23 protein-coding genes are annotated in these 21,955 nt (G+C 68.9%); 11 read left to right on the top strand and 12 right to left on the bottom strand.

The window, feature by feature from the left end; translation table 11 throughout:
• Window positions 1-12: 12 nt before the first annotated feature.
• Together BM430_RS22645 and argH are read right to left on the bottom strand one after the other, a co-directional pair.
• Window positions 13-795, bottom strand: a complete 783-nt coding sequence (locus tag BM430_RS22645; protein WP_093569508.1) for an SDR family oxidoreductase — start codon at window positions 793-795, stop codon at window positions 13-15.
• Between the two features lie 237 nt (window positions 796-1,032).
• Window positions 1,033-2,424: an argininosuccinate lyase gene (gene argH / locus BM430_RS22640; RefSeq protein ID WP_093569507.1), complete on the bottom strand. Its 1,392-nt coding sequence runs from the start codon at window positions 2,422-2,424 to the stop codon at window positions 1,033-1,035.
• Here argH and BM430_RS22635 point away from each other — a divergent pair.
• Window positions 2,423-3,070, top strand: coding sequence for a thiol:disulfide interchange protein TlpA (locus BM430_RS22635; protein ID WP_093569506.1), 648 nt, complete (start codon window positions 2,423-2,425; stop codon window positions 3,068-3,070). The genes argH and BM430_RS22635 overlap by 2 nt on opposite strands.
• A 66-nt stretch (window positions 3,071-3,136) precedes the next feature.
• Here BM430_RS22635 and BM430_RS22630 read toward each other — a convergent pair whose 3' ends face one another.
• A complete protein-coding gene (locus BM430_RS22630) occupies window positions 3,137-3,448 on the bottom strand; it encodes a hypothetical protein (RefSeq protein WP_093569505.1) in 312 nt (103 codons plus the stop codon).
• Window position 3,449: 1 nt separating this feature from the next.
• Complete coding sequence (locus BM430_RS22625) at window positions 3,450-4,556, bottom strand: zinc metalloprotease (RefSeq protein ID WP_177303139.1); 1,107 nt, start codon at window positions 4,554-4,556, stop codon at window positions 3,450-3,452.
• Window positions 4,557-4,784: 228 nt separating this feature from the next.
• On the opposite strand from BM430_RS22625, the gene nhaA reads away from it, so the two are divergent.
• The gene (nhaA, locus tag BM430_RS22620) at window positions 4,785-5,993 is read left to right on the top strand and encodes a Na+/H+ antiporter NhaA (protein ID WP_093569504.1); all 1,209 of its coding nucleotides are present in this window, start codon (window positions 4,785-4,787) and stop codon (window positions 5,991-5,993) included.
• A gap of 235 nt (window positions 5,994-6,228) precedes the next feature.
• On the opposite strand, the gene BM430_RS22615 is transcribed toward nhaA, so the two are convergent.
• On the bottom strand, window positions 6,229-7,812 hold the full coding sequence (locus BM430_RS22615) for a L,D-transpeptidase family protein (protein WP_093569503.1): 1,584 nt from the start codon (window positions 7,810-7,812) through the stop codon (window positions 6,229-6,231).
• Window positions 7,813-8,334: 522 nt separating this feature from the next.
• Window positions 8,335-9,288, bottom strand: coding sequence for an acetyl-CoA carboxylase carboxyltransferase subunit alpha (locus tag BM430_RS22610; protein WP_093569502.1), 954 nt, complete (start codon window positions 9,286-9,288; stop codon window positions 8,335-8,337).
• A 255-nt stretch (window positions 9,289-9,543) separates the two neighbouring features.
• On the opposite strand from BM430_RS22610, the gene BM430_RS22605 reads away from it, so the two are divergent.
• From BM430_RS22605 to BM430_RS22590, 4 genes are all read left to right on the top strand, one after another.
• Window positions 9,544-10,680 (top strand): patatin-like phospholipase family protein, encoded by a 1,137-nt coding sequence (locus tag BM430_RS22605; RefSeq protein ID WP_093569501.1) that lies wholly within the window; start codon window positions 9,544-9,546, stop codon window positions 10,678-10,680.
• A gap of 29 nt (window positions 10,681-10,709) precedes the next feature.
• Window positions 10,710-11,453 carry an acetoacetate decarboxylase gene (locus tag BM430_RS22600; RefSeq protein WP_093569500.1) on the top strand — a complete coding sequence of 248 codons (744 nt, stop codon included), beginning with the start codon at window positions 10,710-10,712 and terminating at the stop codon, window positions 11,451-11,453.
• Between the two features lie 21 nt (window positions 11,454-11,474).
• Complete coding sequence (locus BM430_RS22595; protein WP_093569499.1) at window positions 11,475-12,260, top strand: 3-hydroxybutyrate dehydrogenase; 786 nt, start codon at window positions 11,475-11,477, stop codon at window positions 12,258-12,260.
• 273 nt (window positions 12,261-12,533) lie between these two features.
• The gene (locus tag BM430_RS22590; protein ID WP_093569498.1) at window positions 12,534-13,337 is read left to right on the top strand and encodes a YfdX family protein; all 804 of its coding nucleotides are present in this window, start codon (window positions 12,534-12,536) and stop codon (window positions 13,335-13,337) included.
• Between the two features lie 303 nt (window positions 13,338-13,640).
• On the opposite strand, the gene BM430_RS34185 is transcribed toward BM430_RS22590, so the two are convergent.
• The 4 genes from BM430_RS34185 to dapB all read right to left on the bottom strand — a co-directional run bounded on the left by BM430_RS34185 (window position 13,641) and on the right by dapB (window position 16,703).
• A complete protein-coding gene (locus tag BM430_RS34185; protein ID WP_143132103.1) occupies window positions 13,641-14,435 on the bottom strand; it encodes a hypothetical protein in 795 nt (264 codons plus the stop codon).
• A gap of 330 nt (window positions 14,436-14,765) precedes the next feature.
• Window positions 14,766-15,110, bottom strand: coding sequence for a CsbD family protein (locus BM430_RS22585; protein WP_093569497.1), 345 nt, complete (start codon window positions 15,108-15,110; stop codon window positions 14,766-14,768).
• A 136-nt stretch (window positions 15,111-15,246) separates the two neighbouring features.
• A complete protein-coding gene (locus tag BM430_RS22580) occupies window positions 15,247-15,870 on the bottom strand; it encodes a 2,3-bisphosphoglycerate-dependent phosphoglycerate mutase (RefSeq protein ID WP_093569496.1) in 624 nt (207 codons plus the stop codon).
• Window positions 15,871-15,905: 35 nt separating this feature from the next.
• Complete coding sequence (gene dapB, locus BM430_RS22575) at window positions 15,906-16,703, bottom strand: 4-hydroxy-tetrahydrodipicolinate reductase (RefSeq protein WP_093569495.1); 798 nt, start codon at window positions 16,701-16,703, stop codon at window positions 15,906-15,908.
• Between the two features lie 249 nt (window positions 16,704-16,952).
• Here dapB and BM430_RS22570 point away from each other — a divergent pair, with 249 nt between their 5' ends.
• Complete coding sequence (locus BM430_RS22570) at window positions 16,953-17,984, top strand: alpha/beta fold hydrolase (RefSeq protein ID WP_093569494.1); 1,032 nt, start codon at window positions 16,953-16,955, stop codon at window positions 17,982-17,984.
• On the opposite strand, the gene BM430_RS22565 is transcribed toward BM430_RS22570, so the two are convergent.
• Window positions 17,950-18,672 (bottom strand): MarC family protein, encoded by a 723-nt coding sequence (locus tag BM430_RS22565; RefSeq protein WP_093569493.1) that lies wholly within the window; start codon window positions 18,670-18,672, stop codon window positions 17,950-17,952. The genes BM430_RS22570 and BM430_RS22565 overlap by 35 nt on opposite strands.
• Window positions 18,669-19,415, bottom strand: a complete 747-nt coding sequence (locus BM430_RS22560) for a class I SAM-dependent methyltransferase (RefSeq protein ID WP_093569492.1) — start codon at window positions 19,413-19,415, stop codon at window positions 18,669-18,671. Before BM430_RS22560 ends, BM430_RS22565 begins: the two co-directional genes overlap by 4 nt.
• A 235-nt stretch (window positions 19,416-19,650) precedes the next feature.
• On the opposite strand from BM430_RS22560, the gene gloB reads away from it, so the two are divergent.
• The 4 genes from gloB (at window position 19,651) to BM430_RS22540 (ending at window position 21,925) form a co-directional block, all read left to right on the top strand.
• The gene (gloB, locus tag BM430_RS22555; protein ID WP_093569491.1) at window positions 19,651-20,430 is read left to right on the top strand and encodes a hydroxyacylglutathione hydrolase; all 780 of its coding nucleotides are present in this window, start codon (window positions 19,651-19,653) and stop codon (window positions 20,428-20,430) included.
• Window positions 20,431-20,435: 5 nt separating this feature from the next.
• Window positions 20,436-20,873, top strand: coding sequence for a cupin domain-containing protein (locus tag BM430_RS22550; protein ID WP_093569490.1), 438 nt, complete (start codon window positions 20,436-20,438; stop codon window positions 20,871-20,873).
• Window positions 20,874-21,008: 135 nt separating this feature from the next.
• Window positions 21,009-21,284, top strand: coding sequence for a hypothetical protein (locus BM430_RS22545; protein WP_093569489.1), 276 nt, complete (start codon window positions 21,009-21,011; stop codon window positions 21,282-21,284).
• Window positions 21,284-21,925: a Shedu anti-phage system protein SduA domain-containing protein gene (locus tag BM430_RS22540; protein ID WP_093569488.1), complete on the top strand. Its 642-nt coding sequence runs from the start codon at window positions 21,284-21,286 to the stop codon at window positions 21,923-21,925. The genes BM430_RS22545 and BM430_RS22540 overlap by 1 nt, the downstream gene beginning before the upstream one ends.
• Window positions 21,926-21,955: the final 30 nt, after the last annotated feature.

Below are 21,955 nucleotides of genomic sequence, written 5' to 3'. Positions count from 1 at the left end.
CCTCCACGACCCTCAGATCGACCGCACGGCCCCGCCATCGACCCGGATCATGCTGCCGGTGACGTAGGAGGCCCGCTCGGAGGCCAGGAAGCACGCCACGTCGGCGAATTCCTGGACCTTGCCGTAGCGCTTGGCCGGAATCGCCGAGCGGGCGGCCTCGGCGATCTCGTCGCGCGACTTGCCCTGCGCCTTGGCGTTGGCGGCATCCAGCTCGCCGGTGCGGTCGGTCTCGATCCGGCCGGGCAGGATCATGTTGACGGTGACGCCCTCGGCCGCGACCTCGGAGGCCAGGGTCTTGGCCCAGCCGGCGATCGAGGCGCGGAGCGCATTCGACATCACCAGGTTCGGGATCGGCTGCTCGACGCCGCTCGAGGCCACCACCAGGATGCGGCCGAAGCCGGCCTGGCGCATGCCCGGCAGGACCAGCCCGGCGAGACGGAAGACCGGGGTCACCATCGCCTCGAACTGGGGCGTCCAGGCCTCGGGCTGCACGGTCAGCGCCGTGGCGGCCGGCGGACCGCCGGTGTTGGCGACCAGGATGTCGACCCCGCCGAGATGCTCCTGCGCCGCGGCGTAGATCGCCTCGACGTTGTCCTTCAGGCTGCCGGCGAAGGCGTGGGCGCGGCCCTGGCCGCGGGCGTTGATCGCCGCCACCGCCTCGTCGAGGCGCTCGGCGGTGCGGGCGGTGAGCAGCACGTCCGCGCCCTCGGCCGCCAGGGCCTCGGCGATGCCGCGGCCCAGGCCGCGGCTGGACGACAGGACGAGGGCGCGCTTGCCCTTGAGACCGAGATCCATGGTGGGTCCTCCCGTGATGGTAGAGCTTGTTCGACCGGGCTTGCACTAACACGAGCGCTCACCCCCTCCCACCCACGACCTCATCCTGAGGTGTGAGGCGATCGACGATCGCTGAGCCTCGAAGGAGGCCTCAAGCGAGCGCAGAGGGTCCTGGAGCCCTCCTTCGAGGCCTATCGATCGACGATCGATAGGCACCTCAGGATGAGGTTCTGGATGGGACGAGCGGGATGACGCAGCTCAGGCCGTCTCGCCGGCGAGCCGCTTCAGCCAGCCTTCCGCCTGCGCCCGGACGTTGTCCGGCGCGGTGCCGCCGTAGCTGGTGCGGCTCGCCACCGAGTTCTCGACGCCGAGCACCGCGAAGACCGCGTCGGTGATGCGCGGCTCCTCGGCCTGCATCACCGCGAGCGGCAGCGCCTCCAGGCCGATGCCGCGGGACGAGGCCTCGCCGACGAGGCGGCCCGTCACGTGGTGGGCATCGCGGAAGGGAAGGCCGAGCTCGCGCACCAGCCAGTCGGCGAGGTCGGTGGCGGTGGCGTAGCCGGAGCCGGCGGCCACCTTGAGGACCTCGGGCACGGGCTCCAGGTCGCGGACCATGCCCGCCATGGCGGCCAGACACAGCGAGAGGGTCTGGAGCGCGTCGAAGGTGCCCTCCTTGTCCTCCTGCATGTCCTTCGAATAGGCGAGCGGCAGGCCCTTCATGACGATGAGCAGGCCCGACAGCGCGCCGATGACCCGGCCCGACTTCGCCCGCACCAGCTCGGCGGCGTCGGGGTTGCGCTTCTGCGGCATGATCGAGGAGCCGGTGGTGAACCGGTCCGACAGCTTGACGAAGCCGAACTGGGCCGAGGTCCAGACCACGATCTCCTCGGCGAAGCGCGACAGGTGCACCGCCGCGATGGCCGCCGCCGAGAGCGCTTCCAGGGCGAAGTCGCGGTCGGCGACCGAATCGAGGGAGTTCGCGGTCGGCCGGTCGAAGCCGAGGCTGTTCGCGGTGGCGTGGCGGTCGATCGGGAACGAGGTGCCGGCCAGCGCCGCGGCGCCGAGCGGGCATTCGTTGAGGCGGGCGCGGGCGTCGCGGAACCGGCCGCGGTCGCGGGCCAGCATCTCGACATAGGCGAGCAGGTGGTGGCCGAAGGTCACCGGCTGGGCCGATTGCAGGTGGGTGAAGCCGGGCATCACCGTGCCGGCATGCGTGAGCGCCAGCTCGGCCATGGCCTGCTGCAGGTCGGCGGCCTGGGCGTCGAGGGCGTCGAGGGTGTCGCGCACCCACAGCCGCATGTCGGTGGCGACCTGGTCGTTGCGCGACCGCGCGGTGTGGAGCCGCCCGGCCGTCGGGCCGACGATCTCGCGCAAGCGGCTCTCGACGCTCATGTGGATGTCCTCGAGCTCGCGGCGGAACTCGAAGGTGCCGGCCTCGATCTCGGACTGGACGGACTTGAGACCGGCCTCGATCTTCGCCACATCCTCGGCCGGCAGGATCCCCGCCTTGCCCAGCATCGCGACGTGGGCGAGCGAGCCCCGGATGTCCTGGGGGGCGAGGCGCTTGTCGAAGCCGATGGAGGCGTTGATCTCCTCCATGATCTCGGCGGGGCCGCTCGCGAAGCGCCCGCCCCACATCCGGTTGCTCATGTCCTCACCTCGTCTCGCATCACCGCGCAAAGCCCGCCTCGCCCTCGCTGCGGGGGGGCTCGCCGCCATCCTCGGCCTCGGGGCTGCCCTATACGGGGTTGCGGGCGGGGGCAACGGCGGCGCCTGCCCGCTCGGGCCCGCCGCCGCCGCCCGCGTCGCGCCGCTGGCCCGCGGCGAGGTGGCGGCCCTCCAGGTCGATCCGCGGCCGAAGCCCGCGCCGGCCATCACCTTCACCGGGCCGGACGGGCAGCCGCGGACGCTCGCCGACCTCAAGGGCCGCACGGTGCTGCTGAACCTGTGGGCGACCTGGTGCGCGCCGTGCAAGGCGGAGATGCCGGCCCTCGACCGGCTGCAGGCGGCGCTGGGGGGCCAGGATTTCGAGGTGGTGGCGCTCAACCTCGACACCCGCAACCCCGACCGGCCGCCGCGCTGGATGCAGGAGAACGGGATCGCGCGGCTCGCCTATTACGCCGACCCGGCCGGTCGGGCGCTGCCGGCGTTGCAGCAGGGCGGCGACGTCGTCGGTCTGCCCACCACCTTCCTGATCGACCGCGACGGCTGCGGGATCGGCGTGATGAAGGGCCCGGCGGAATGGGCGAGCGAGGATGCGTTGAGGCTGGTGCGGGCGGCGCTCGGGCGAGGATGAGCCCACCCATCGGTGAACGTCCGGCCGCGTTACCGCGGCCGGACCATGCCGATCAGGCGGTCTGGATCAGGGAGCCTGGAAGTCCTTGTGCCCCCAGCTGACGCCGTCCCCCGGGCGGACCTTCTCCGATGCTTGCGTCCGCTCGCTCCAGGCGCGGATCGACAGCTTCTCGATCGGCGAGAGACGCGCGGTCTCCGCCGGATCAAGCTGCGCCGGCGTCTTGATGCCGGGCAGCGCACGAAGTGCGTCGATGGCCGGCTTGTCGCCCTCCACGACGAAGACGTGATCGGAGAATTCCTGCGTCCGACGCGCCTGCATCAACGCCAGCCACGTGCGGGCATCCGCCTCGGCCGGGTCGACGATCATGACCTGTTCCATCTCAGGCCTCCAATGCGGCGCCGGGCGCCGCGACAGCGGACGCCGCGATGCCGGCTCCCGCCGGGGGCATCGTGTAGCCGAGATGGTAGGGCGTCTCGGCGCACATGGCCCACGTGTTGCGCTTCATGATGCATGCCACGCCGCCATCCTCGGCGCAATTCTCACAGTTGAGGTTGGGCCGGCCGTAAAAGCCGTGCGAACCGCCGCAATCGCAGCCGCTCTCGGCGTATTCGTCCGGCGCGCCGAACACGTGCCCCGTCTCGTGCGCAAACACGCTGTCGAGATTGTCGGTTCCCCAGCCGTCGTTGTCATAGTGCATGACGAGGTATTCGCCCCGGCAATATGCGAAATGGTGGAGCTGGTAGTGGGTGAAGAAGGCACAATAGGCGACCTGGGCCCTCTTGGCCGTCTTGATGGCCTTGATGTAGCTCCGAATCCCGGCGAGCCCCGCCGGGTGCCCGATGGAGGTCAGGGCGTCGTCCCGCCAGGGGGCCTCGAAGTGCTCGTAGGGGTCGCAGCCGACAGGACGCTGCCCCGCCGTATCGGGGGTGGTGACCGGGACGACCTGGGTGTCGTACACGAAGGTCACGTCCTTGGCCGGGGCTTGGCCGCCGAGGAAGCTGAGGCCGTTCTGCACCTCCGCGACGATCTTCTGCTGCTGGGCATCAGTCATCGCCAGCGATCCGGGACCCGAGACGATGAACAGGCCGACCGCGATGCGCCCGGCCAGCCGACGGACCGGCGGAGCCGCCTGTACGGGGGACGGATTGCCCGGCACCGGCGTGGCGGGAGGGATCACGGCGTGCTGATCGCGGTGGAGCTGCGGCTGGCCGTCATCGCCGCCCCACGACGACGACTTGTGCGGACGTCTCTCCTTCGCCTCCTTGTAGGATGCGTTCAGCCGCAGCCGGAAGGCCTGGAGACCCAGGCGTTCCTGCTCGGACAGGCCCGCCTCGTTGATGGGGGCCTGCGGCACCGCCGCCGCCGACAACCCGATGCGTACGGACGGGCCGTATTCGTGCAGCACCGGCAGCGGCGCGGCCATCGCCATTCCGCCTTGGGCGATCGGCGCCAGGAGCGCCTCGGGGAGGTTGACGTCGCCAGCCATCGCAGGAAATTCCTCGCTCTCGAACCACACTCCCTCCAAATGATCAAAAAATCATTTCGTTGTGAAGTCTGATATATTTTGATGAGCGCGCTAGTTATTGATCTAACTTCACGGAAAACTGCTTTTCCAAAAATAGTATATCCTCGATCGGGGCGCGCCGCGGGACATGAGGGTGTCGGGCGGTTCCGCCCACGTTGATCCTGCTCACGTTTCCTGGCACCCGGGGGTATGCATCCCCCTCCCTCCCCCCGGCGCCTGCCGCGCCCGCTCTCGGCCCTGCGCAACCTGCTCGTCAGCAGCGCCGGCGGCGGCCTCGTGCTGATGGCGAGCGCGGTGCTCGCGCTTATCGTCGCCAACGGTCCCTACGGCGACGTCTACGACCGCGCACTGCACGCCAAGCTCGGGCCCTTGAGCCTGCTGCACTGGATCAACGACGGCCTGATGGCGCTGTTCTTCCTGCTCGTCGGGCTGGAGATCAAGCGCGAGATCCTGGACGGGGGCCTGCGCACCTGGCCCGATCGGGCGCTGCCGGGCATCGCGGCTTTCGGCGGCATGGCGGTGCCGGCGCTGGTCTACGTCGCGGTCAACGCGTCCTCCCCCGCGACCCTGCGCGGCTGGGCGATCCCGGCGGCCACCGACATCGCCTTCGCCCTCGGCGTCCTGGCGCTGCTCGGCTCGCGGGCGCCGGTCTCGCTCAAGATCTTCCTCACCGCGCTCGCCATCCTCGACGATCTCGGGGCGGTGGTGATCATCGCGCTGTTCTACACCGCCGACCTCGCCTGGCCGATGCTGGCGCTGGCCGGCGCCGTCACGGCGATGCTGGCGACGCTCAACCGCCTGGGCTTGCGCCGGCTCGGGCCCTACCTGATCCTCGGCGCCGTGCTCTGGCTCCTGGTGCTGCGCTCGGGGCTGCACGCCACCGTGGCGGGCGTGGTCCTGGCGCTCGCGATCCCGCTGCGGGCGAGCCCCGGCCGGCCCGACGATGGAGACTCGCCCCTGCACCGGCTGGAACACGCGCTCCAGCCCTGGGTCGCCTTCCTGATCCTGCCGGTCTTCGGCTTCGCCAATGCGGGCGTGTCGCTCGCCGGAGTGACGCCCGCGATTCTGCTCGCCCCCGTCACCCTCGGGGTCGCGGCGGGGCTGTTTCTCGGCAAGCAGGTCGGGGTGTTCGGCGGCGTCTGGCTCGCGGTGCGGATCGGGCTGGCCTCGAGGCCCGCGGGCGCCACCTGGCGCCACGTCTACGGGGTGGCCCTGCTCTGCGGCATCGGCTTCACCATGAGCCTGTTCATCGGCGGCCTCGCCTTCGCCGACGCGCCGGACTTCGACACCGAGACGAAGCTCGGGGTGATCCTGGGCTCGGTGCTCTCGACGCTGGCCGGCGCCCTGGTGCTGTCGCTCGGGCCGCGGCGGGTGGAGAGGGCGGCGGGGGCGGAGTAGATCATTCAGCGCAGGAGCGATGTCTTCGCGCGCTTGCTCCGACACCTCACAGGGTCATCCCGGGACTCGCCGCAGGCGAGAACCCGGGATCCATAACCGCTGACGATGCAGGGGAGAGCTGAATCGGTCCGACCTATTCTCCAACGTCAGCGGTTATGGATCCCGGGTTCCGCTTTCGCGGCCCCGGGATGACGTGGAGGGTGTGGAGTTCCTCGTGAGCGCCGAACAGGCGCCTTCAGTTTCCAGACTGCGAAACAGCGACCCGGTTGCGGTTCGACCCTTCGGTGCGCTTACCGGCATCCGCCGGCTTGGTGTCCCCAGCCTTGGCCTCCCCAGCCTTGGCGGCGGGCTTCGCCTCGGCCGGCTTTGACTCCGCGGCCTTGGCGTCCGCCGGCTTGCCCTCGGCCTTCTTGGCAGCCCCCGGGTTCAACCCGTCGACCTTGGCGGTCGTCGCCGCGTGGGCGGCCGGAGCGGAATGCAACCGGGCGGTGGCGGTGACCTTCTTCGGCAGCGGCGCGGCCGGCGAGATCGCCGCGACCGGGGTGGTGTCGGCCGCCGGCAGGGCGGCGGGGGCGACCGGGGGGGCGGCCGGCGCGCCGCCGAACAGGTTGCCGAGGAGCTTGCGGTAGGCCGAAGGATCGCCGTCGGCGCTCGCCACGGTGATCGGCGCCGCCGGCGCGGCGGCGGCGGCCTCGCGGGTCGGGATCGGGGCAGGATTGGTCGCCGGGGCCGCGAAGGCGAGCGCGGTCGGCTTCGCGCCGGCCTTCCCCTTCTCGTGCTTCGGGTCGATCTTGGCGAGCAGGACCGGCTTCACCTTCGGCTCGATCGTGATCTCCTCGGGCGCCGCCGCCAGGGCCTCGGGCCGGCTGATCGTGCCCATGTTCGGCCGCGGCTGCGCCTGCTCGGCGAAGAGCTGGGTGCTCGGCGCGCTCTCGCGGAAATACGGGTGCTGGCCGCCGTCCTGGTAGACGAGGCGGGTCGCCGCGGTGCCCTTGGCGACGAGTTCGGCCACCTCGACCTCGTCCTTCTCGCGCTTGGCGACGACGACGGGATCGACCTTCGGGTTGCAGGCGCCCGCCGCGGCGTCCTGGCCGCCGAACACGTAGCGGTTGCCACAGACGCCGACCCGCGGCTCCTCGTGCAGGGCTTCGAAATAGTCCGAGCCCTCCTTGAGGTTCTTCCAGAAGCCGATGTTCGGGTCGTTGCGGAACTTGGCGAGGTTCTGCGCCGTCATCCGGAACGGATAGGACTGGAACTGGAACGCCCGCTGCCCGCCGGCGAAGGCCTCGCGGGCGATGGCGTAGATCTCGGCGATCGCCTCGTCGGTCATCGCGAAGCAGCCGGCCGAGGAGCAGGTGCCGTGCACCATCAGGTAGCTGCCGGTGCGGCCGTTGGCGCGGTCGAAGGCGTTGGGGTAGCCGGTGTCGAAGGAGAGGTAGTAGGACGAGTTCGGGTTCATCTGGCCCATGCTGATGGGATAGAACCCCTCGGGCGCCTGCCGGTCGCCCTCGCGCACCTTCGGCCCGAGCTGGCCCGACCAGCGGCAGATCGGGAAGGTCTTGAGCAGCGCGTACTGGCCGTCGGTCCCGCGCTTCCACACCTCCATCTCCGATTCCTTCTTGAAGGCGCGGATCAGGATGGGGTCGCGGGGCGACATGTTCTTCGCCGCCATCAGGGCGACGGTCTTCTGCGGGATCGGCTCGCGGGCCCGGGCCGAGCCGGCGGCCGAGAAGCCGGCATCCTGGCACGCCCCGAGGGACAAGGCGACGGCGAGCCCGCTCGCCGCCAGCACCGGACGCATCGCCGCCAGACGCACCATGGGATCCCCGCCTTCTCGCCATCGGACCGCCGGCACACTGACGCCGCGGACCGGTCTCCCCAACCCCATAGCTTCGTTAAACTTACCCGCCTCTTACCGCAAGAACGGTCAAGATTGCGGGGATTCGCCTAACAGGCGCGCCGGTCAAGAAGCCGGCGCACCCCATCACGGGGTTCACCCGCGAACACATCCGCCCCGTCTTCGGCAAAACGAAGGCCGGGTTGTGTCTGGCGTATGAGGGTTGTGCGGGGCTGTGGATGATGGGGATTGCGGCATCCAGGCTCGGGCAGGGCGCGACGCGCAACCGGCCTCGACGACATTCCTGGCACCCTCCGCGTCATCCCGGGGCCGCGAAAGCGGAACCCGGGATCCATAACCGCCGACGCTCCAAGATGAAGCGGACGCGGTCAGACTGAGCCTGCATCCCTCGGCGGTTATGGATCCCGGGTTCTCGCCTTTGGCGAGCCCCGGGATGACGCGGAGGATGTCAGATCCGGCGTGACGAGAACGGCCCGACGACCGTTACAGGCTCCGCCCGATCTCCAGGAACTTCTGCGCCCGCCGGTCGCGCAGGGTGTCGGCGTCGAGGGCCGCCAGCGGCTCGAGCGCGCTCGCGATCGCCTCGCCGGCCGCCCGGATGGCGGCCTGCCCGTCGCGGTGGGCGCCGCCGGTGGGCTCGGGCACGATGCCGTCGATGACGCCGAGCCGCAGGAGGTCCTGGGCGGTGATCTTCATCGCGGTGGCGGCGTCCTGGGCCCGGCCGGCGTCGCGCCACAGGATCGAGGCGGCCCCCTCCGGCGAGATCACGCTGTAGATCGAATGCTCCAGCATCAGCACCGTGTTGGCGGTGGCGAGCGCGATGGCCCCGCCGGATCCCCCCTCCCCGATCACCACCGTGACGTTCGGGGTCGGCAGGCCGAGGCAGGCCTCGGTCGAGCGGGCGATCGCCTCGGCCTGGCCGCGCTCCTCCGCCTCGATGCCCGGATAGGCGCCGGCGGTGTCAACGAAGGTGAGGACGGGGAGGCCGAAGCGGCCGGCCAGCCCCATCAGGCGCACCGCCTTGCGGTAGCCCTCCGGCTTGGCCATGCCGAAATTGTGCCGGATGCGGGCCTCGGTGTTGGCGCCCTTCTCCTGGCCGATGACGCAGACCGGCCGGCCGCGGAAGCGCCCGAAGCCGCCGACCACCGCCTCGTCCTCGCCGAAGGCGCGGTCGCCGGCGAGCGGCTGGAACTCCTCGATCAGCCCGGCGCAGTAATCGACGAAGTGGGGCCGCTGGGGATGGCGGGCGACCTGCGTCTTCTGCCACGGGGTGAGGCCGGCATAGAGCTCGGCGAGCGCCGCCGCGGCCTTGGCCTCCAGCCGCGCCACGTCCTCGCTGATCGCCACGGCGCCATCGCGGTCGCCGAGGGCCTTCAGCTCCTCGAGCTTCGCCTCGAGCTCGGCGACGGGCTTTTCGAAGTCGAGGTAGGAGCGCATCGGAACCTGTGCTGTGTCGGGCCGGCGTCGCGGGGGCTTGGAAGGGGCCGCGGCGGGAACCGGGGCCTCGAGGGAAACCTGCGGCGCGGGCGGCCCACCCGGGCCTTGGGCGGCGCGGAGGCTTGGCGGAGGGGCCGGCCCGTGTCAACCCGAAGGCGGGGCGACCCGCGACGCGGGACCGGGGCTAAGACTTGTCTCGCGGCAGTGCAGCATCATCTAACCGCCGGGATTCGCGCGGCGGCCAGCGGAGGCCAGATGGACGAGCGGGATCAGGCGGGTAAGACGATCGGCGACGAGTGTCGGGTGCTGGTGCTCCAGGGCGGCGGCGCCCTCGGCTCCTACCAGGCCGGCGTCGCCGAGGCGATGCAGGAGGCTGCGCTCTCGCCCGACTGGGTCGCCGGCATCTCGATCGGGGCGATCAACGCCGCGCTCATCGCCGGCAACCCGCCCGAGCGCCGGGTCGAGCGGCTGCGCGCGTTCTGGGACAAGGTCTCTTCCTCGATCACCGTCTCGCCGTGGTGGCCCGGCGAGCAGGCGCGGGAGGTGTTCAACGCCTGGAGCGCCGCCTTCGGGGCGACGGTCGGGGTGCCGGGCTTCTTCGCCCCGCGCGTGCCCCCGGCGACGTTCTACCCCGCCGGCGCGCCGCAGGCGCTCAGCTACTACGACACCGCCCCCTTGCGGCAGACCCTGCTGGAGCTGATCGACTTCGACCGGATCAACCGATGCGAGACGCGGCTCAGCGTCGGCGCGGTCAATATCCGCACCGGCAACTTCGTCTATTTCGACAACCGCCGCGACCGGATCGGCCCTGAGCACATCATGGCCTCCGGTGCCCTGCCGCCGGGCTTCCCGCCGGTCGAGATCGACGGCGAGCAGTACTGGGACGGCGGCATCGTCTCGAACACGCCGCTGCAATACGTGCTCGACGAGGAGCGCTTAGCCGACCTCGCGGTGTTCCAAGTCGACCTGTTCAGCGCCCGCGGCCCGGTGCCCCGCACCCTGTCGGAGGCGGCCGAGCGCGAGAAGGACATCCGGTTCTCCAGCCGCACCCGGCTCAACACCAACGACCAGATCGAGATCCACAAGGCCAAGACCGCGTTCCGGCGCCTGTTCGACAAGCTGCCGCCCGAGCTGCGACAAGATCCGGACGTCGCCTTCCTGTCGGAGGTGAGCCACCAGAACGCGGTGACGATCCTCCAGCTGATCTACCGCGCCAAGAACTACGAGAGCGACGCCAAGGACTACGAGTTCTCGCGCACCACGATGCTGGAGCACTGGAAGGCCGGGCGCAACGACGTGCGCCGCTCCTTCCGCCACCGCCACTGGATCGAGCGCTGCCGGCCCGAGCTGGGCGTGACCGTGTTCGACCTCACCCGCGACGCGCGGGACTGATCGTCTTTCGCAAGAGGAAGGAACGCCGCATGACCCGCGACGAGATCCTGAAGGCGCCCTCGATGCCGGCCTTCAGCCCGAGCTATCCGCACGGGCCCTACCGCTTCCTGCGGCGCGAATATCTCATCATCACCTACGAGACCGACCCCGACGCCTTGCGCGCCGCGCTGCCCGAGCCGCTGGAGCCCGCGCCCGGCAACCTCGCCTTCTACGAGTGGATGAAGATGCCGGATTCCTCCGGCTTCGGCGATTACGAGGAGAGCGGATCGGCCATCGTCGCCAGCTACAAGGGCGAGCCCTGCAACTACTCGGTCCAGATGTATCTCGACGACGAGCCGCCGATCACCGCCGGCCGCGAGATCTGGGGCTTCCCGAAGAAGTACGGCGTGCCGCGGCTCAAGGTGATGAAGGACACGCTGACCGGCACCCTGCATTACGACGAGGAGCGGGTGGCGATGGGCACGATGACCTACAAGCACCGCAGCCTGGAGGACCAGCTCGACAAGGTGAGAGACGGCATCGGCCAGCTCAACGTCAACCTGAAGCTGATCCCCGACGTCGATGGCGGCGTGAAGGTGGCGCAGCTCGTCGGCTACCGGCTCCAGGACATCACGGTCCACGGCGCCTGGGAGGGCGACGCCCGGCTGCACCTCATCCCGCACGTCAATTGCCGCGTCGCCGACCTGCCGGTGCGCCGGATCGTGCGCGCCCGCCACCAGATCGTCGACTTCACCCTGCCGTACGGCCACGTGCTGCACGACTACCTGGCCTGATCTTACCCGGGAGCCCCTACCATGACGCTGCAATCCAAGACCGCCCTCGTCACCGGCTCGACGAGCGGCATCGGCCTCGCCATCGCCCGGGCCCTGGCGCAGCACGGCGCCAACGTGGTCATCAACGGCTTCGGCCAGCCCGACGCGATCGAGAAGGAGCGGGCCGGCATCGAGTCCGAGTTCCACGTCCGCGCAGTCTATTCCGGCGCCGACATGACGAAGCCCGACGAGATCGCCAAGATGGTGGCCGACGCCGAGGCGGAGTTCGGCGCGGTCGACATTCTCGTCAACAATGCGGGCATCCAGTACGTCTCGGCGATCGAGGAGTTCCCGGTCGAGAAGTGGGACCAGATCATCGCGATCAACCTGTCCTCGGCCTTCCACGCCATGCGGGCGGCGATTCCCGGCATGAAGAAGAAGGGCTGGGGCCGGATCATCAACACCGCCTCGGCGCACTCCCTCGTCGCCTCGCCCTACAAGTCGGCCTACGTGGCGGCCAAGCACGGCATCGCCGGCCTGACCAAGACCGCGGCCCTGGAACTCGCCACCCACAAGGTGACGGTCAACTGCATCTCGCCGGGCTACGTCTGGACCCCGCTCGTCGAGGCGCAGATCCCCGACACCATGAAGGCCCGCGGCCTGACCAAAGAGCAGGTGATCGACGAGGTGCTGCTGAAGGCCCAGCCGACCAAGGAATTCGTCACCGTCGATCAGGTCGCGGCGATCGCGGTGTTCCTGTGCTCGGAGGCGGCGGCCCAGATCACCGGCATCAACCTGCCGGTCGATGGGGGGTGGACGGCGCAGTAGGGCGCGGCGCCCCCGGGGCCGACCCGGGGGCGAGCGCTCATAGGTGATGTGGGCCGCAGCCCCCGACCGCCCGGCGGTCGGGGGCTGTCCCTTTCGGGGCACGCCGTCGAAACGTGACCGAACGAAACTGTACGGTTCGATTGAGAAGGTTACCGGCTTTTAATGGAATAGACAGGCAACGTCAGCTCCTGCGATGTATTATCGAGATGTAGAGACAACATCGACCGGGGCAGAATAGTCCGCCGAAGTCGATCTTGCGCAGGAGGCATCGTCATGGCCTATCGGAAATCCGTCGCCGCCGCCCTCGTCGCCGCCACGTTCCTCGGCGGTGCGGCCTATGCCGCCGACCAGGCGGTCAAGCCGGCCGCGATGCAGGAGACGCCGGCGCAGAAGGCGATCGACCAGGATGTCGGCAAGCTCTCGAAGGACGGCGCCCAGGCGTTCCGTGACATGCACATGGCCCGCATCGCGATCTTCGACGCCGATCCGGCCCAGGCGAAGAGCCTGATCGGCAAGGCGCAGTCCGCGCTCGCCAAGGCGAAGACCGACGACGCGGTGTTCACCAAGGCGGAAGCCGATCTCAAGACGCCGGCCGACATGGCCGCCTCCAAGGACACGAATGCGGCGCAGCCGGGCGCCACGAACACGGCGTCCAAGGACATGAATGCGGCGGGCAAGGTCGCCTGGGTGCCGGTCGACGCCCAGATGACCCTCGGCGAGGATTTCGTCGCGACGCCCGAGAAGGCGTCGGCGGTCAACGAGGCGAACAAGAGCCTCGCCAAGGGCGACCAGAAGGGCGCGATCGAGACGCTGAAGCTCGCCCATGTCGACGTGAACTTCGTGATGGCGGTGCTGCCCCTCGACAAGACCACCGCCGACGTGAACCAGGCGGCCACGCTGATCGGCCAGGGCAAGTACTACGAGGCGAACGCGGCGCTGAAGACCGCCGAGGACGGCATGCGCTTCGACGTGATCGACGCCGTCGGCCTGCCCCAGAAGGCCGCCGCCCACACCGCCGCTGCCAAGCCCGCCCCGCAGGGCCATGCGGGCGCGACCGACGGCAAGGCGGCAAAGTAAGCAGATAGGCTTCGGCCCGGGAGATCCATCCCGCCGGGCCGATGTTTGCTGGGGCGGCGGTGAGACTCACGTAGCTGTCGATTGTCGTGGTGATTGCGCCGATCACGTCTCAGCCGGCTCTTTTACGAGGCGGCAGTCACAGACCATAGCGTGAGGGCGGCACGCTGCCCCACGTGTCGCCTCATATATCGTGATACGTTGATAAATTAGCAACAAATATGATAATTATTTTATATTTTTCCTCAATCGTCTTGGCAATATTTGATCTTTCGATATCTTTTTGGTTAAAACATAAATACATATTCACACTTTGATTGCAATCATTCTATCTTCTTCATAGTAGATTTCATATCGCAGAAAGTTTGGCTCTTCTTCATCGTCGATAGGGGAAAAATATTTTTTATTGCTTTCACGGGCACCGACTCCGTTCAAGATGGTTTTAGCAGTTTTATCCGATACCGAGATTGCCCTGTTTATGAAAGAGTCCGCTGGCTTATCTGCAGTTGCGTAAATCAGGCACCAGTTTTCTGGCAGATAAAATGTACCATGAACCGGCTCTTTCCTGTGATTTATAGGAAATATTTTATTAATGTCCGAATCTACGATCAGAGCGTATTTCTCCGTTTCACTATATCCCTCGCACTTGCATATCATTTCGATGTAATGTCGCCAAGCATATCGCTCTGGGTTGGCTGCGGTTGCGCCAAATAAAATTGCAAATTTAGGCACTACACCATGAATTTCATCTAGAGTGCATTCGCTGCAAACAGAAACGCATATTTTATTGTCAAAGAACACGTCGGAATTGGTATCAATGGCCCATACCTGACTGTATACGCGCAAGGCGTCGTAATGATCCAAAGTAAAATCTTTCGCTGACTGAAATTCGATCGCATTTATGAATTTAGGCTTTGACTTCCTCTCGTAATATGTAGTATAGTGCTGATGATTTGCCTTTACAGGGGATCCATCTCGCATAACCCTGATCGATACTGTCTGTTTTTCTTTGTTAAAATCAAACTCTATATGATCTTCAGCGTTAATTCCTATATTTATTTCGCCGATCCTATCCTTTTTAGGCGTACGATTGTTAGACATAGATCCCTCCAAAGAAAAGGTGTCGATCTATCCCTACGCCATTCAGGCAGAAAAACAAGCGCCAAGCCGGTTATACACCAACGCACACATGCATAGACGATACGCACATATTATTAATATTTATTTCTAAAATATTATCCAATATAATATTACTAAATTATATTTAAAATATTAGCAAAAATTTTTCTTGGGAGTGCAATGGTGAAAGATACCCGACCACAGTGTGGCCGGGCAGCTTGGACGTCCTTTATATTGGTATATTTCTTTTACCCGACATTTGCATGGTCGGATAGACTTCGGACGCCGCCACACTGGAGGTGGATCAGGTGATCAGCGCCGCCCGTGCACCAGCAGCGCCAGCCCGTAGCCCACGGCCCCGGCGACCAGGAGCGCGAGGAGCGGGGTCTCCTCGACGTAGTGCGAGACGGTGCTGGCGCCGTGGCGCGCCGCGCGACGGCCCTGCTCGTAGGCGTCCTCGGCGTAGTCGATGGCAGTGTCGGCGGCGTCGCGCAGGGTGTCGCGGGCCTCGCCGGCGAAGTGCTCGGCGTGCCCTTGCGCCTCGCGGAACCGGCCCTCGACCTGCGCCCTGCGGTCGCCGGCGAGGTCGCCGAGGGTCGATTGCGCCTTGCCGCCGAGTTCGCGGGCCGCGCCGGTGATGCGATCGGTGTCGACCATCTGTCTCTCCCTTGCCGGGGGCGTGCGCGAAGGGCGCGCCATGGTACGACAGGTGGGACGGATGGGCGGCGCGGCAATAGTCCCGCGCGCTTCGGCCGGCGGCCGCCCCCGGAAGAGGGCGGCCGCGGCGACGTGATCAGTCGCGGTCGAGGACTTCCTTCGAGGCGACCGTGGTGTCGTCCTTCAGCCTGTAGACCAGCGGCACGCCGGTATGGAGCTCGAGGCCCGGGATCGTCTCGGTGGTGAGGCCGTCGAGCACCATCACGAGGGCGCGCAGGGAGTTGCCGTGGGCGGCGACCAGCACCCGCTCGCCGCGCATCACGCGGGGCAGGATCTCCCGCATCGTGTAGGGCAGCACGCGGGCGACGGTGTCCTTCAGGCTCTCGCCGCCGGGCGGGGGCGAGTCGTAGGAGCGGCGCCACACATGGACCTGCTCCTCGCCCCACTTGGCGCGGGCGTCGTCCTTGTTGAGGCCCGAGAGGTCGCCGTAATCGCGCTCGTTGAGGGCGGCGTCGGCGAAGGTCTGGAGACCGGTCTGGCCGAGCTCCTCCAGGATCAGCGCGCAGGTGCGCTGGGCCCGGCCGAGGTCCGAGGTGAAGGCGACGTCGAACTGCACGCCCTTCGCCTTGAGCCGCCGCCCGGCGGCCCGCGCCTCCTCGACGCCGAGCTCGGTGAGCCCGGGGTCCTTCCAGCCGGTGAACAGGTTCTTCAGGTTCCACTCGCTCTGGCCGTGGCGCGCGAGGACGAGAAGCCGCTCCATGATGCGTGTCGCTCCGTGTGTCAGGAAAAAGGGGTTCAGAGGCCCAGCACGTCGTCCATGCCGTAGAAGCCGGGCTCGCGGGATTGCGCCCAGAGGGCGGCCTTGACGGCGCCGGCGGCGAACAGGCCGCGGTCGCTGGCGAGGTGGGTGAGTGCGAGGCGCTCGCCGGCCCCGGCGAAGATCACGCTGTGCTCGCCGACGACGCTGCCGCCCCGGAGCGTGGCGAAGCCGATCGTGCCGGGTTCGCGCGGGCCGGTATGGCCGTCGCGCACCGCGACCTTGCGCTGCTCAAGCGCGACGTTGCGGCCTTGCGCCGCGGCCTCGCCGAGCAGGAGCGCGGTGCCGGAGGGCGCGTCCACCTTGTGACGGTGGTGCATCTCCAGGATCTCGATGTCGAACTCGTCGCCGAGGGTCGCGGCGACCTTGCGCACCAGCCCCGCCAGCAGGTTGACGCCGAGCGACATGTTGCCCGACTGCACGATGCGGGCGTGGAAGGCGGCCGCCCGCAACTTGGAAAAGTCGTCCGGCGACAGGCCGGTAGTGCCGACCACGTGGACGATGCGGGCCTGGGCGGCGAGCTCGGCGTAGAACACCGTGGCGGCGGGCGCCGTGAAGTCGAGGACGCCGTCGGCCTCGGCGAAGACCGGCAGCGGATCGTCGGTGACCGGAACGCCGAGGGGCTGGAGCCCGGCGAGCACGCCGGCATCCTGGCCGAGCGCGGGCGAGCCCTCGCGCTCGATCGCGCCGGAGAGCGTGCAGCCCTCGCTGCCGGCCACCGCCTGGATCAGCATCCGCCCCATGCGCCCGGAGGCGCCGACGACGACGAGACGCATGGATCACGCTCCTTCCGCTGCCGTCCCGGCGCAGCGGCGCCGATTCGGGACTCGGGCCTGCCCCGCGCCGCTCGGGCGCGCAAGGGACGGCGGTCCCGGTCCGCCCCGTCCGGGCCTCGTACAGGGGCCCGGCGATGCTGCCAAGGCTGAGGGCGAAGAGCGGAGGCAAGAGGGGCTGGGTGGGGGGATATGCGCGGGAGCCGGAAGGCCCCATCTTATGCCGCAGTGCAGCATCGCGCCGGAGATCCCATGGCCTTTCGGTTCGTTCCAGGGCTCAGCCCCCGCCGCGCCGCCAGCGGCGCCGTCCGGATCCTGCGCGCCACCGCCAAGGCGAACGCCGCCGCGGCGCGCCGCACCGGGTCCCTGATGCAGCGCGGTGCCGAGGCGCTGAAGAAGGACGAGCCCGCGCACGCGCCGCCGGGCCGTTTCGTCGAGGTCGACGGGGTGCGGGTGCACGTCGTCGTCCGCGGCAAGGGCCGCCCGGTGGTGCTGATCCACGGCAACGGCACGATGGCGGAGGACTTCGTCATCTGCGGCCTCGTCGACCAGCTCGCCAAGACCTACCGGGTGATCGCGATCGACCGGCCCGGCTTCGGTTACACCGAGCGGCCGCGGCACTGGGTCTGGACCGCCGCCGCGCAGGCGCGGCTGATCGGGCACGTGCTCGCCGGGCTGAACGTCGAGCGGCCGGTGGTCGTCGGCCATTCCTGGGGCACGATCGTGTCGCTGGCGCTGGCGGTCCACGAGGGACTCGACCTGCGCGGGCTGGTGCTGCTCTCCGGCTACTACTATCCGGGCCGGCGGGCCGACGTGGCGCTGATCGCGCCGCTCGCCGTGCCCGGCGTCGGCGATGCGGCCCGCGCCCTGATGCCGGGGGCGGTCGGGCAGATGCTGGCGCCCAAGGTGTTTCGCCACGTGTTCAAGCCGCAGGCCGTGCCGGCGCGGTTCACCGCGCGCTTCCCCGTCGCGCTCTCGCTTTCGGCCACGCAGAGCCGCGCGAGCGCCGAGGACACCGCCAGCATGAACACCGCCGTCGCCCTGATGCAGCCGCGCTACGCGGGTTTGCGGCTGCCGGTGGCGATCCTGTCGGGCGATGCCGACGCCATCGTGGACCCGGCCGAGCAATCCTCCCGCCTGCACGCGGAGCTCGCGGGCAGCACCCTCACCCTGCTGCCGGGCCAGGGCCACATGATCCACTACTTCGCCAAGGCCCGGATCCTGCGGGCGGTCGACGCCCAGATGGCGCTCACCGGCCGAACCCTGGCCTGGCGTTCGCGATGAGCGGCCCGAGCACGTCGGTGACGCCGGTGAGCGTGATCTGGGTGCCGACGCAGAGGAGCAGGAAGGCGGCGAGCCGCCCGAGCACCCGGGCCCGGGCGTGGCCGAGCCGCTCCACCAGCCGGTCGGCGGAGGCGTAAGCGAGCAGCACCATCAGGGCGATGACGAGGGCCGCCGCCGAGGCGCCGGCGAGATACGCGATCCGGTCGGCCCCGCCCTCCGGCCGGCCGGCGCCCAGCGCGATCGCCACCGCGATCGTGCCGGGCCCGGTGGTGAAGGGCAGCGTCAGGGGAAAGAACGCCACCTCGGCGAGCGCGGCGGGCTCGGGGCGCTCCTCGCTCGCCTGGGCCGGCTCGGCCTGGGCGGTCTTGCGGGCCTCGCGCTGCTCGGGCGCGGCGAGCAGGGTCCAGGCCTGCGCCGCCACGACGAGGCCGCCGGCGATGCGGAGCGCCGCGAGCGAGATGCCGAAGAAGCTGAGCACCGAGGCCCCGGCCCAGAGCGAGACCAGCATCACGGCCGCCGCGTAGACGCCGATGCGGCGGGCGAGCCAGGTGCGCTCGGCGTGGGTCCGCCCGACGCTGACCTGCGCGAAGATCAGCGCCGCGCCCGGCGGGTTGACGATCGAGAACAGGGCCGAGAAGGCGAGGAGGAAGCTCTGCAGCGCGGCTTCCGCGCCCGGGAACGGCATCACGCGCCCCCCGGCACGGGGGCGGGCACCGGCACCGGCGCCAGCACCCGGGGCCTGAGGCGCGCCGTCCGGCGGGCCGGAACCGCCACCGGACGGTGGAGCTGCTTCGTCGCCTCGACCACGTGCAGGCCGGCGAAGGGCAGCGACAGGCCGGTGCCGACCCGCTCCCAGGCGCTCGCGGTGCGCAGCGTCAGCCAGCCCTCGACGGGGGGCACGTAGAGGGTCTCGGCCCAGTCCTCGGGCGAGAACAGCGTGTCGCGCATCAGCCGGCCGAGCTGCGAGCGGCTGTAGGGCTGGCCGTGGCCGAAGGGCGTGGCGTCCCGCCGCGCCCACAGGCCGCGGCGGTTCGGCACCGCGACGATGAGCCGTCCGCCGGGCGTCAGCACGCGCCAGACCTCCTGCATCAGCTCGGCCGGGCTCTCCACCGCCTCGATGGCGTGGATCAGCATCACCCGGTCGAGGGCGGCGTCCGGCAGCGGCATCATGGTCGGGTCGACGAGGCAGGAGGCCGAGCGGCCGGAGCCGGGCCAGTGCGTCACCCCCTGCGTCGCCGGCATGAAGGCGAGCGTCCGCTCGGCGGCGTGCCGGACGGGCCCGAGATACGGCACCGCGTAGCCGAGCCCCATCACCCGCAGGCCCGACACCGAGCCGAGCATGCGGTGGACCGTGCGGCCGACGAGCCGCTGCGCCACCGCCCCGAGGGGGCTGGCGTAGAAGGCGCGCAGGTCGGTGACGTCGAGGCTCATCGGTTCCCGGGGCGTGCGGAGCGGCGCGCGGACGCCGATGCCATCGGCGCCAAGACGACTGGGCGCCAGGACGACCGGACGCCAAGGCCATCAATGGGGAGTGGCGCGAAGCGCGGCAAGGCGTCAACCCGCAAGGTCCGGCGCGCTCCCCGCTATTCGCCGGCCGCGCAACTCGCGCGCCTCCCGGTGGCGCCCTATCTTCCGGCGGCGAGAGAGTTTTCGAGGAAGCGCCGCGATGCCCGAGATCCGCCCCGAGATCCGCACCTTCCCGTGCCGGAGCGACAATATCGGCGTGCTGATGCGCGATCCCGCGACCGGCGCCTGCGCGGCGATCGACGTGCCGGAGGCGGCCTCCGTCCTGCGCGCCCTCGACGAGACCGGCTGGCGCCTCACCGACATCCTCGTCACCCACCGCCACGGCGACCACGTCGAGGGCATCCCGGAGGTGAAGGCGCGCACCGGGGCCCGGGTGACGGCCCCCGAGAAGGCAGGCAGCGCCGTGCCGCAGGTCGACGCCACGGTGCGCGAGGGCGACGTGGTGACGGTGGGCTCGCTCGCGGCGGCGGTCTGGGAGACGCCCGGCCACTGCAACGACCACGTCACCTACTGGTTCGAGGAGGCGGGGATCGCGTTCGCCGGCGACACCCTGTTCACCCTCGGCTGCGGCCGGGTGCTCGAGGGCCCGCCCCAGGTGCTGTGGCGCTCGCTGTCGCGCTTCCTCCCCCTGCCCGACGAGACCGTGATCTATTCCGGCCACGACTACGTCCTGTCGAATGCCCGCTTCGCGCTGGCCGCCGAGCCGGAGAACCGGAACCTGAAGGACCGCGCGGCCCTCGCCGAGACGGCCAAGGCGCAAGGCCGCTTCCTGGTGCCGACGACGCTCGGGGAGGAGAAGGCCACCAACCCGTTCCTGCGCGCCACCGAGCCGGCGCTCGCCCGCGCCGTCGGGATGGAGCCCGGCGCCGACCCGGCGGCGGTGTTCATGGCTTTGCGCGAGTGGAAGAACCGGTTCTGACGCCCATGCAACACCTGACCGCATCGGAGGTCGTGCGCCTGCTCGACCTCAAGCCCCACCCCGAGGGCGGGCATTATCGCGAGACGTTCCGGGATCCGAACGAGATCGACGGGCGCCCGGCCTCGACGGCGATCTACTACCTGCTCGACATCGGCGAGACCTCGGAATGGCACCGGGTCGACGCGACGGAGGTGTGGCTCTGGCATGCCGGGGCGCCGATGGTGATCACCACCAGCCCCAACGGCCACGACGCCGAGGCGCGCCATCTCGGCCCCGACCTCGCCCGGGGCCACCGGCCGCAGATCGTGGTGCCGGCCCATCACTGGCAGACCGCGACCAGCCTCGGTGCCTGGACGCTGGTGAGCTGCACCGTGGCGCCGGGATTCCGGTTCGAGGGCTTCGAGATGGCGCCGCCGGATTGGCGGCCGATGCCGCGGGGGTAAGCTCGGCCTTGACCGGGTTGGTTTGAAGAGCGACCGCGGCGGCCGGGAACGACTGGCTGAGATGCAGAGGTGCGATGGACGTCGCTGTCGGCTGCACCTAGATTATGCTCGTTCGAGGAGGGGTGGGAGCCGACAATGGCCACGGCACGGCGACAGGACAACGCTCACGACACCCCGCGCGTGCACATCAGCAACACGGCGGCGAACATGGTCTCGTCGCTGCACCCGTTCGATAAGACCGGGGCCGATGCGACCTTGATGGCGATCAAGGCGAGTGTTCTCGACCCGGCGAAGGTCAAGAAGATTGCAGGCCTCGACGATGCCTTCGTCGCGCGAGCCGGCGATCTGCGCGTGCTCTTCAAGACAGAGGGCGATTCGCTCGTCATCACCTCGGTCATCGCGCAGACCTGATGGCAAAGCCCGCTTTCGACGCGCATGCCTTCAGCCTGACGGATGCGGAGGTCGAACTCGGCGCGTTCAAAGCGCTTCTCGACACCACGACTGATCTCGCCGAACGTGATCAGGTCCTCGCCAACTTCAGGACGTGGCCGAATCTCTGCGCGTTGATGGGGCAGTACAACACGCGCGTCGGCATCGGCGACTTGATCAGGCACGAGTTCCGGATCCTTCCCCACTTCCGGACCGACCTGACCGTCCGCCGTGCGGGCACCGACAATGTCTGCTTGATCGAGTTCGAGGGCGCATCGGACCGGCACATCTTTGAAGCGAGCGAGCGGGGCATCGACCCGTGGGCCCGCCCTTTCGAGAAGGGATTCAGTCAGATCGTCGACTGGACCTGGGCCTTGGACCATTATCGCAAGACCGGCGACTACGTGGATGCCTTCGGCGGCGAACGACCCAACATCGTCGGCGTGCTCGTCATCGGACGCTCGACCTCGCTATCGACGATGGTGCGCAAGGACCGATGGGAGTGGCGGCGCAACAAGGTGAAGGCCGACAGCTTCACGCTTACCCTCGTGACCTTCGATGAACTCTACCGCGACTTCGAGATGTGGATGAGCTTGAGGAAGATGGACAGGGCGACGATCTGACAGGCCGCGGAGCCCTGAGAATCTTTCGAC

This window comes from Methylobacterium sp. 174MFSha1.1 (assembly GCF_900116815.1).
Classification (GTDB): Bacteria; Pseudomonadota; Alphaproteobacteria; order Rhizobiales; family Beijerinckiaceae; genus Methylobacterium.
This window is presented reverse-complemented; position numbering and strand designations above follow the sequence as displayed.

Coding starts and splice junctions, on each gene's coding strand:
- BM430_RS22625 (WP_177303139.1), bottom strand. CDS start 4,556: ATGGCTGGCGACGTCAACCTCCCCGAGGCGCTCCTGGCGCCGATCGCC.
- BM430_RS22585 (WP_093569497.1), bottom strand. CDS start 15,110: ATGGTCGACACCGATCGCATCACCGGCGCGGCCCGCGAACTCGGCGGC.
- argH (WP_093569507.1), bottom strand. CDS start 2,424: ATGAGCAACCGGATGTGGGGCGGGCGCTTCGCGAGCGGCCCCGCCGAG.
- BM430_RS22540 (WP_093569488.1), top strand. CDS start 21,284: ATGGCAAAGCCCGCTTTCGACGCGCATGCCTTCAGCCTGACGGATGCG.
- dapB (WP_093569495.1), bottom strand. CDS start 16,703: ATGCGTCTCGTCGTCGTCGGCGCCTCCGGGCGCATGGGGCGGATGCTG.
- BM430_RS22545 (WP_093569489.1), top strand. CDS start 21,009: ATGGCCACGGCACGGCGACAGGACAACGCTCACGACACCCCGCGCGTG.
- BM430_RS22570 (WP_093569494.1), top strand. CDS start 16,953: ATGGCCTTTCGGTTCGTTCCAGGGCTCAGCCCCCGCCGCGCCGCCAGC.
- gloB (WP_093569491.1), top strand. CDS start 19,651: ATGCCCGAGATCCGCCCCGAGATCCGCACCTTCCCGTGCCGGAGCGAC.
- BM430_RS22610 (WP_093569502.1), bottom strand. CDS start 9,288: ATGCGCTCCTACCTCGACTTCGAAAAGCCCGTCGCCGAGCTCGAGGCG.
- BM430_RS22580 (WP_093569496.1), bottom strand. CDS start 15,870: ATGGAGCGGCTTCTCGTCCTCGCGCGCCACGGCCAGAGCGAGTGGAAC.
- BM430_RS22635 (WP_093569506.1), top strand. CDS start 2,423: ATGTCCTCACCTCGTCTCGCATCACCGCGCAAAGCCCGCCTCGCCCTC.
- BM430_RS22605 (WP_093569501.1), top strand. CDS start 9,544: ATGGACGAGCGGGATCAGGCGGGTAAGACGATCGGCGACGAGTGTCGG.
- BM430_RS22590 (WP_093569498.1), top strand. CDS start 12,534: ATGGCCTATCGGAAATCCGTCGCCGCCGCCCTCGTCGCCGCCACGTTC.
- BM430_RS22550 (WP_093569490.1), top strand. CDS start 20,436: ATGCAACACCTGACCGCATCGGAGGTCGTGCGCCTGCTCGACCTCAAG.
- BM430_RS22630 (WP_093569505.1), bottom strand. CDS start 3,448: ATGGAACAGGTCATGATCGTCGACCCGGCCGAGGCGGATGCCCGCACG.
- BM430_RS22595 (WP_093569499.1), top strand. CDS start 11,475: ATGACGCTGCAATCCAAGACCGCCCTCGTCACCGGCTCGACGAGCGGC.
- BM430_RS22600 (WP_093569500.1), top strand. CDS start 10,710: ATGACCCGCGACGAGATCCTGAAGGCGCCCTCGATGCCGGCCTTCAGC.
- nhaA (WP_093569504.1), top strand. CDS start 4,785: ATGCATCCCCCTCCCTCCCCCCGGCGCCTGCCGCGCCCGCTCTCGGCC.
- BM430_RS22645 (WP_093569508.1), bottom strand. CDS start 795: ATGGATCTCGGTCTCAAGGGCAAGCGCGCCCTCGTCCTGTCGTCCAGC.
- BM430_RS34185 (WP_143132103.1), bottom strand. CDS start 14,435: ATGTCTAACAATCGTACGCCTAAAAAGGATAGGATCGGCGAAATAAAT.
- BM430_RS22615 (WP_093569503.1), bottom strand. CDS start 7,812: ATGGTGCGTCTGGCGGCGATGCGTCCGGTGCTGGCGGCGAGCGGGCTC.
- BM430_RS22560 (WP_093569492.1), bottom strand. CDS start 19,415: ATGAGCCTCGACGTCACCGACCTGCGCGCCTTCTACGCCAGCCCCCTC.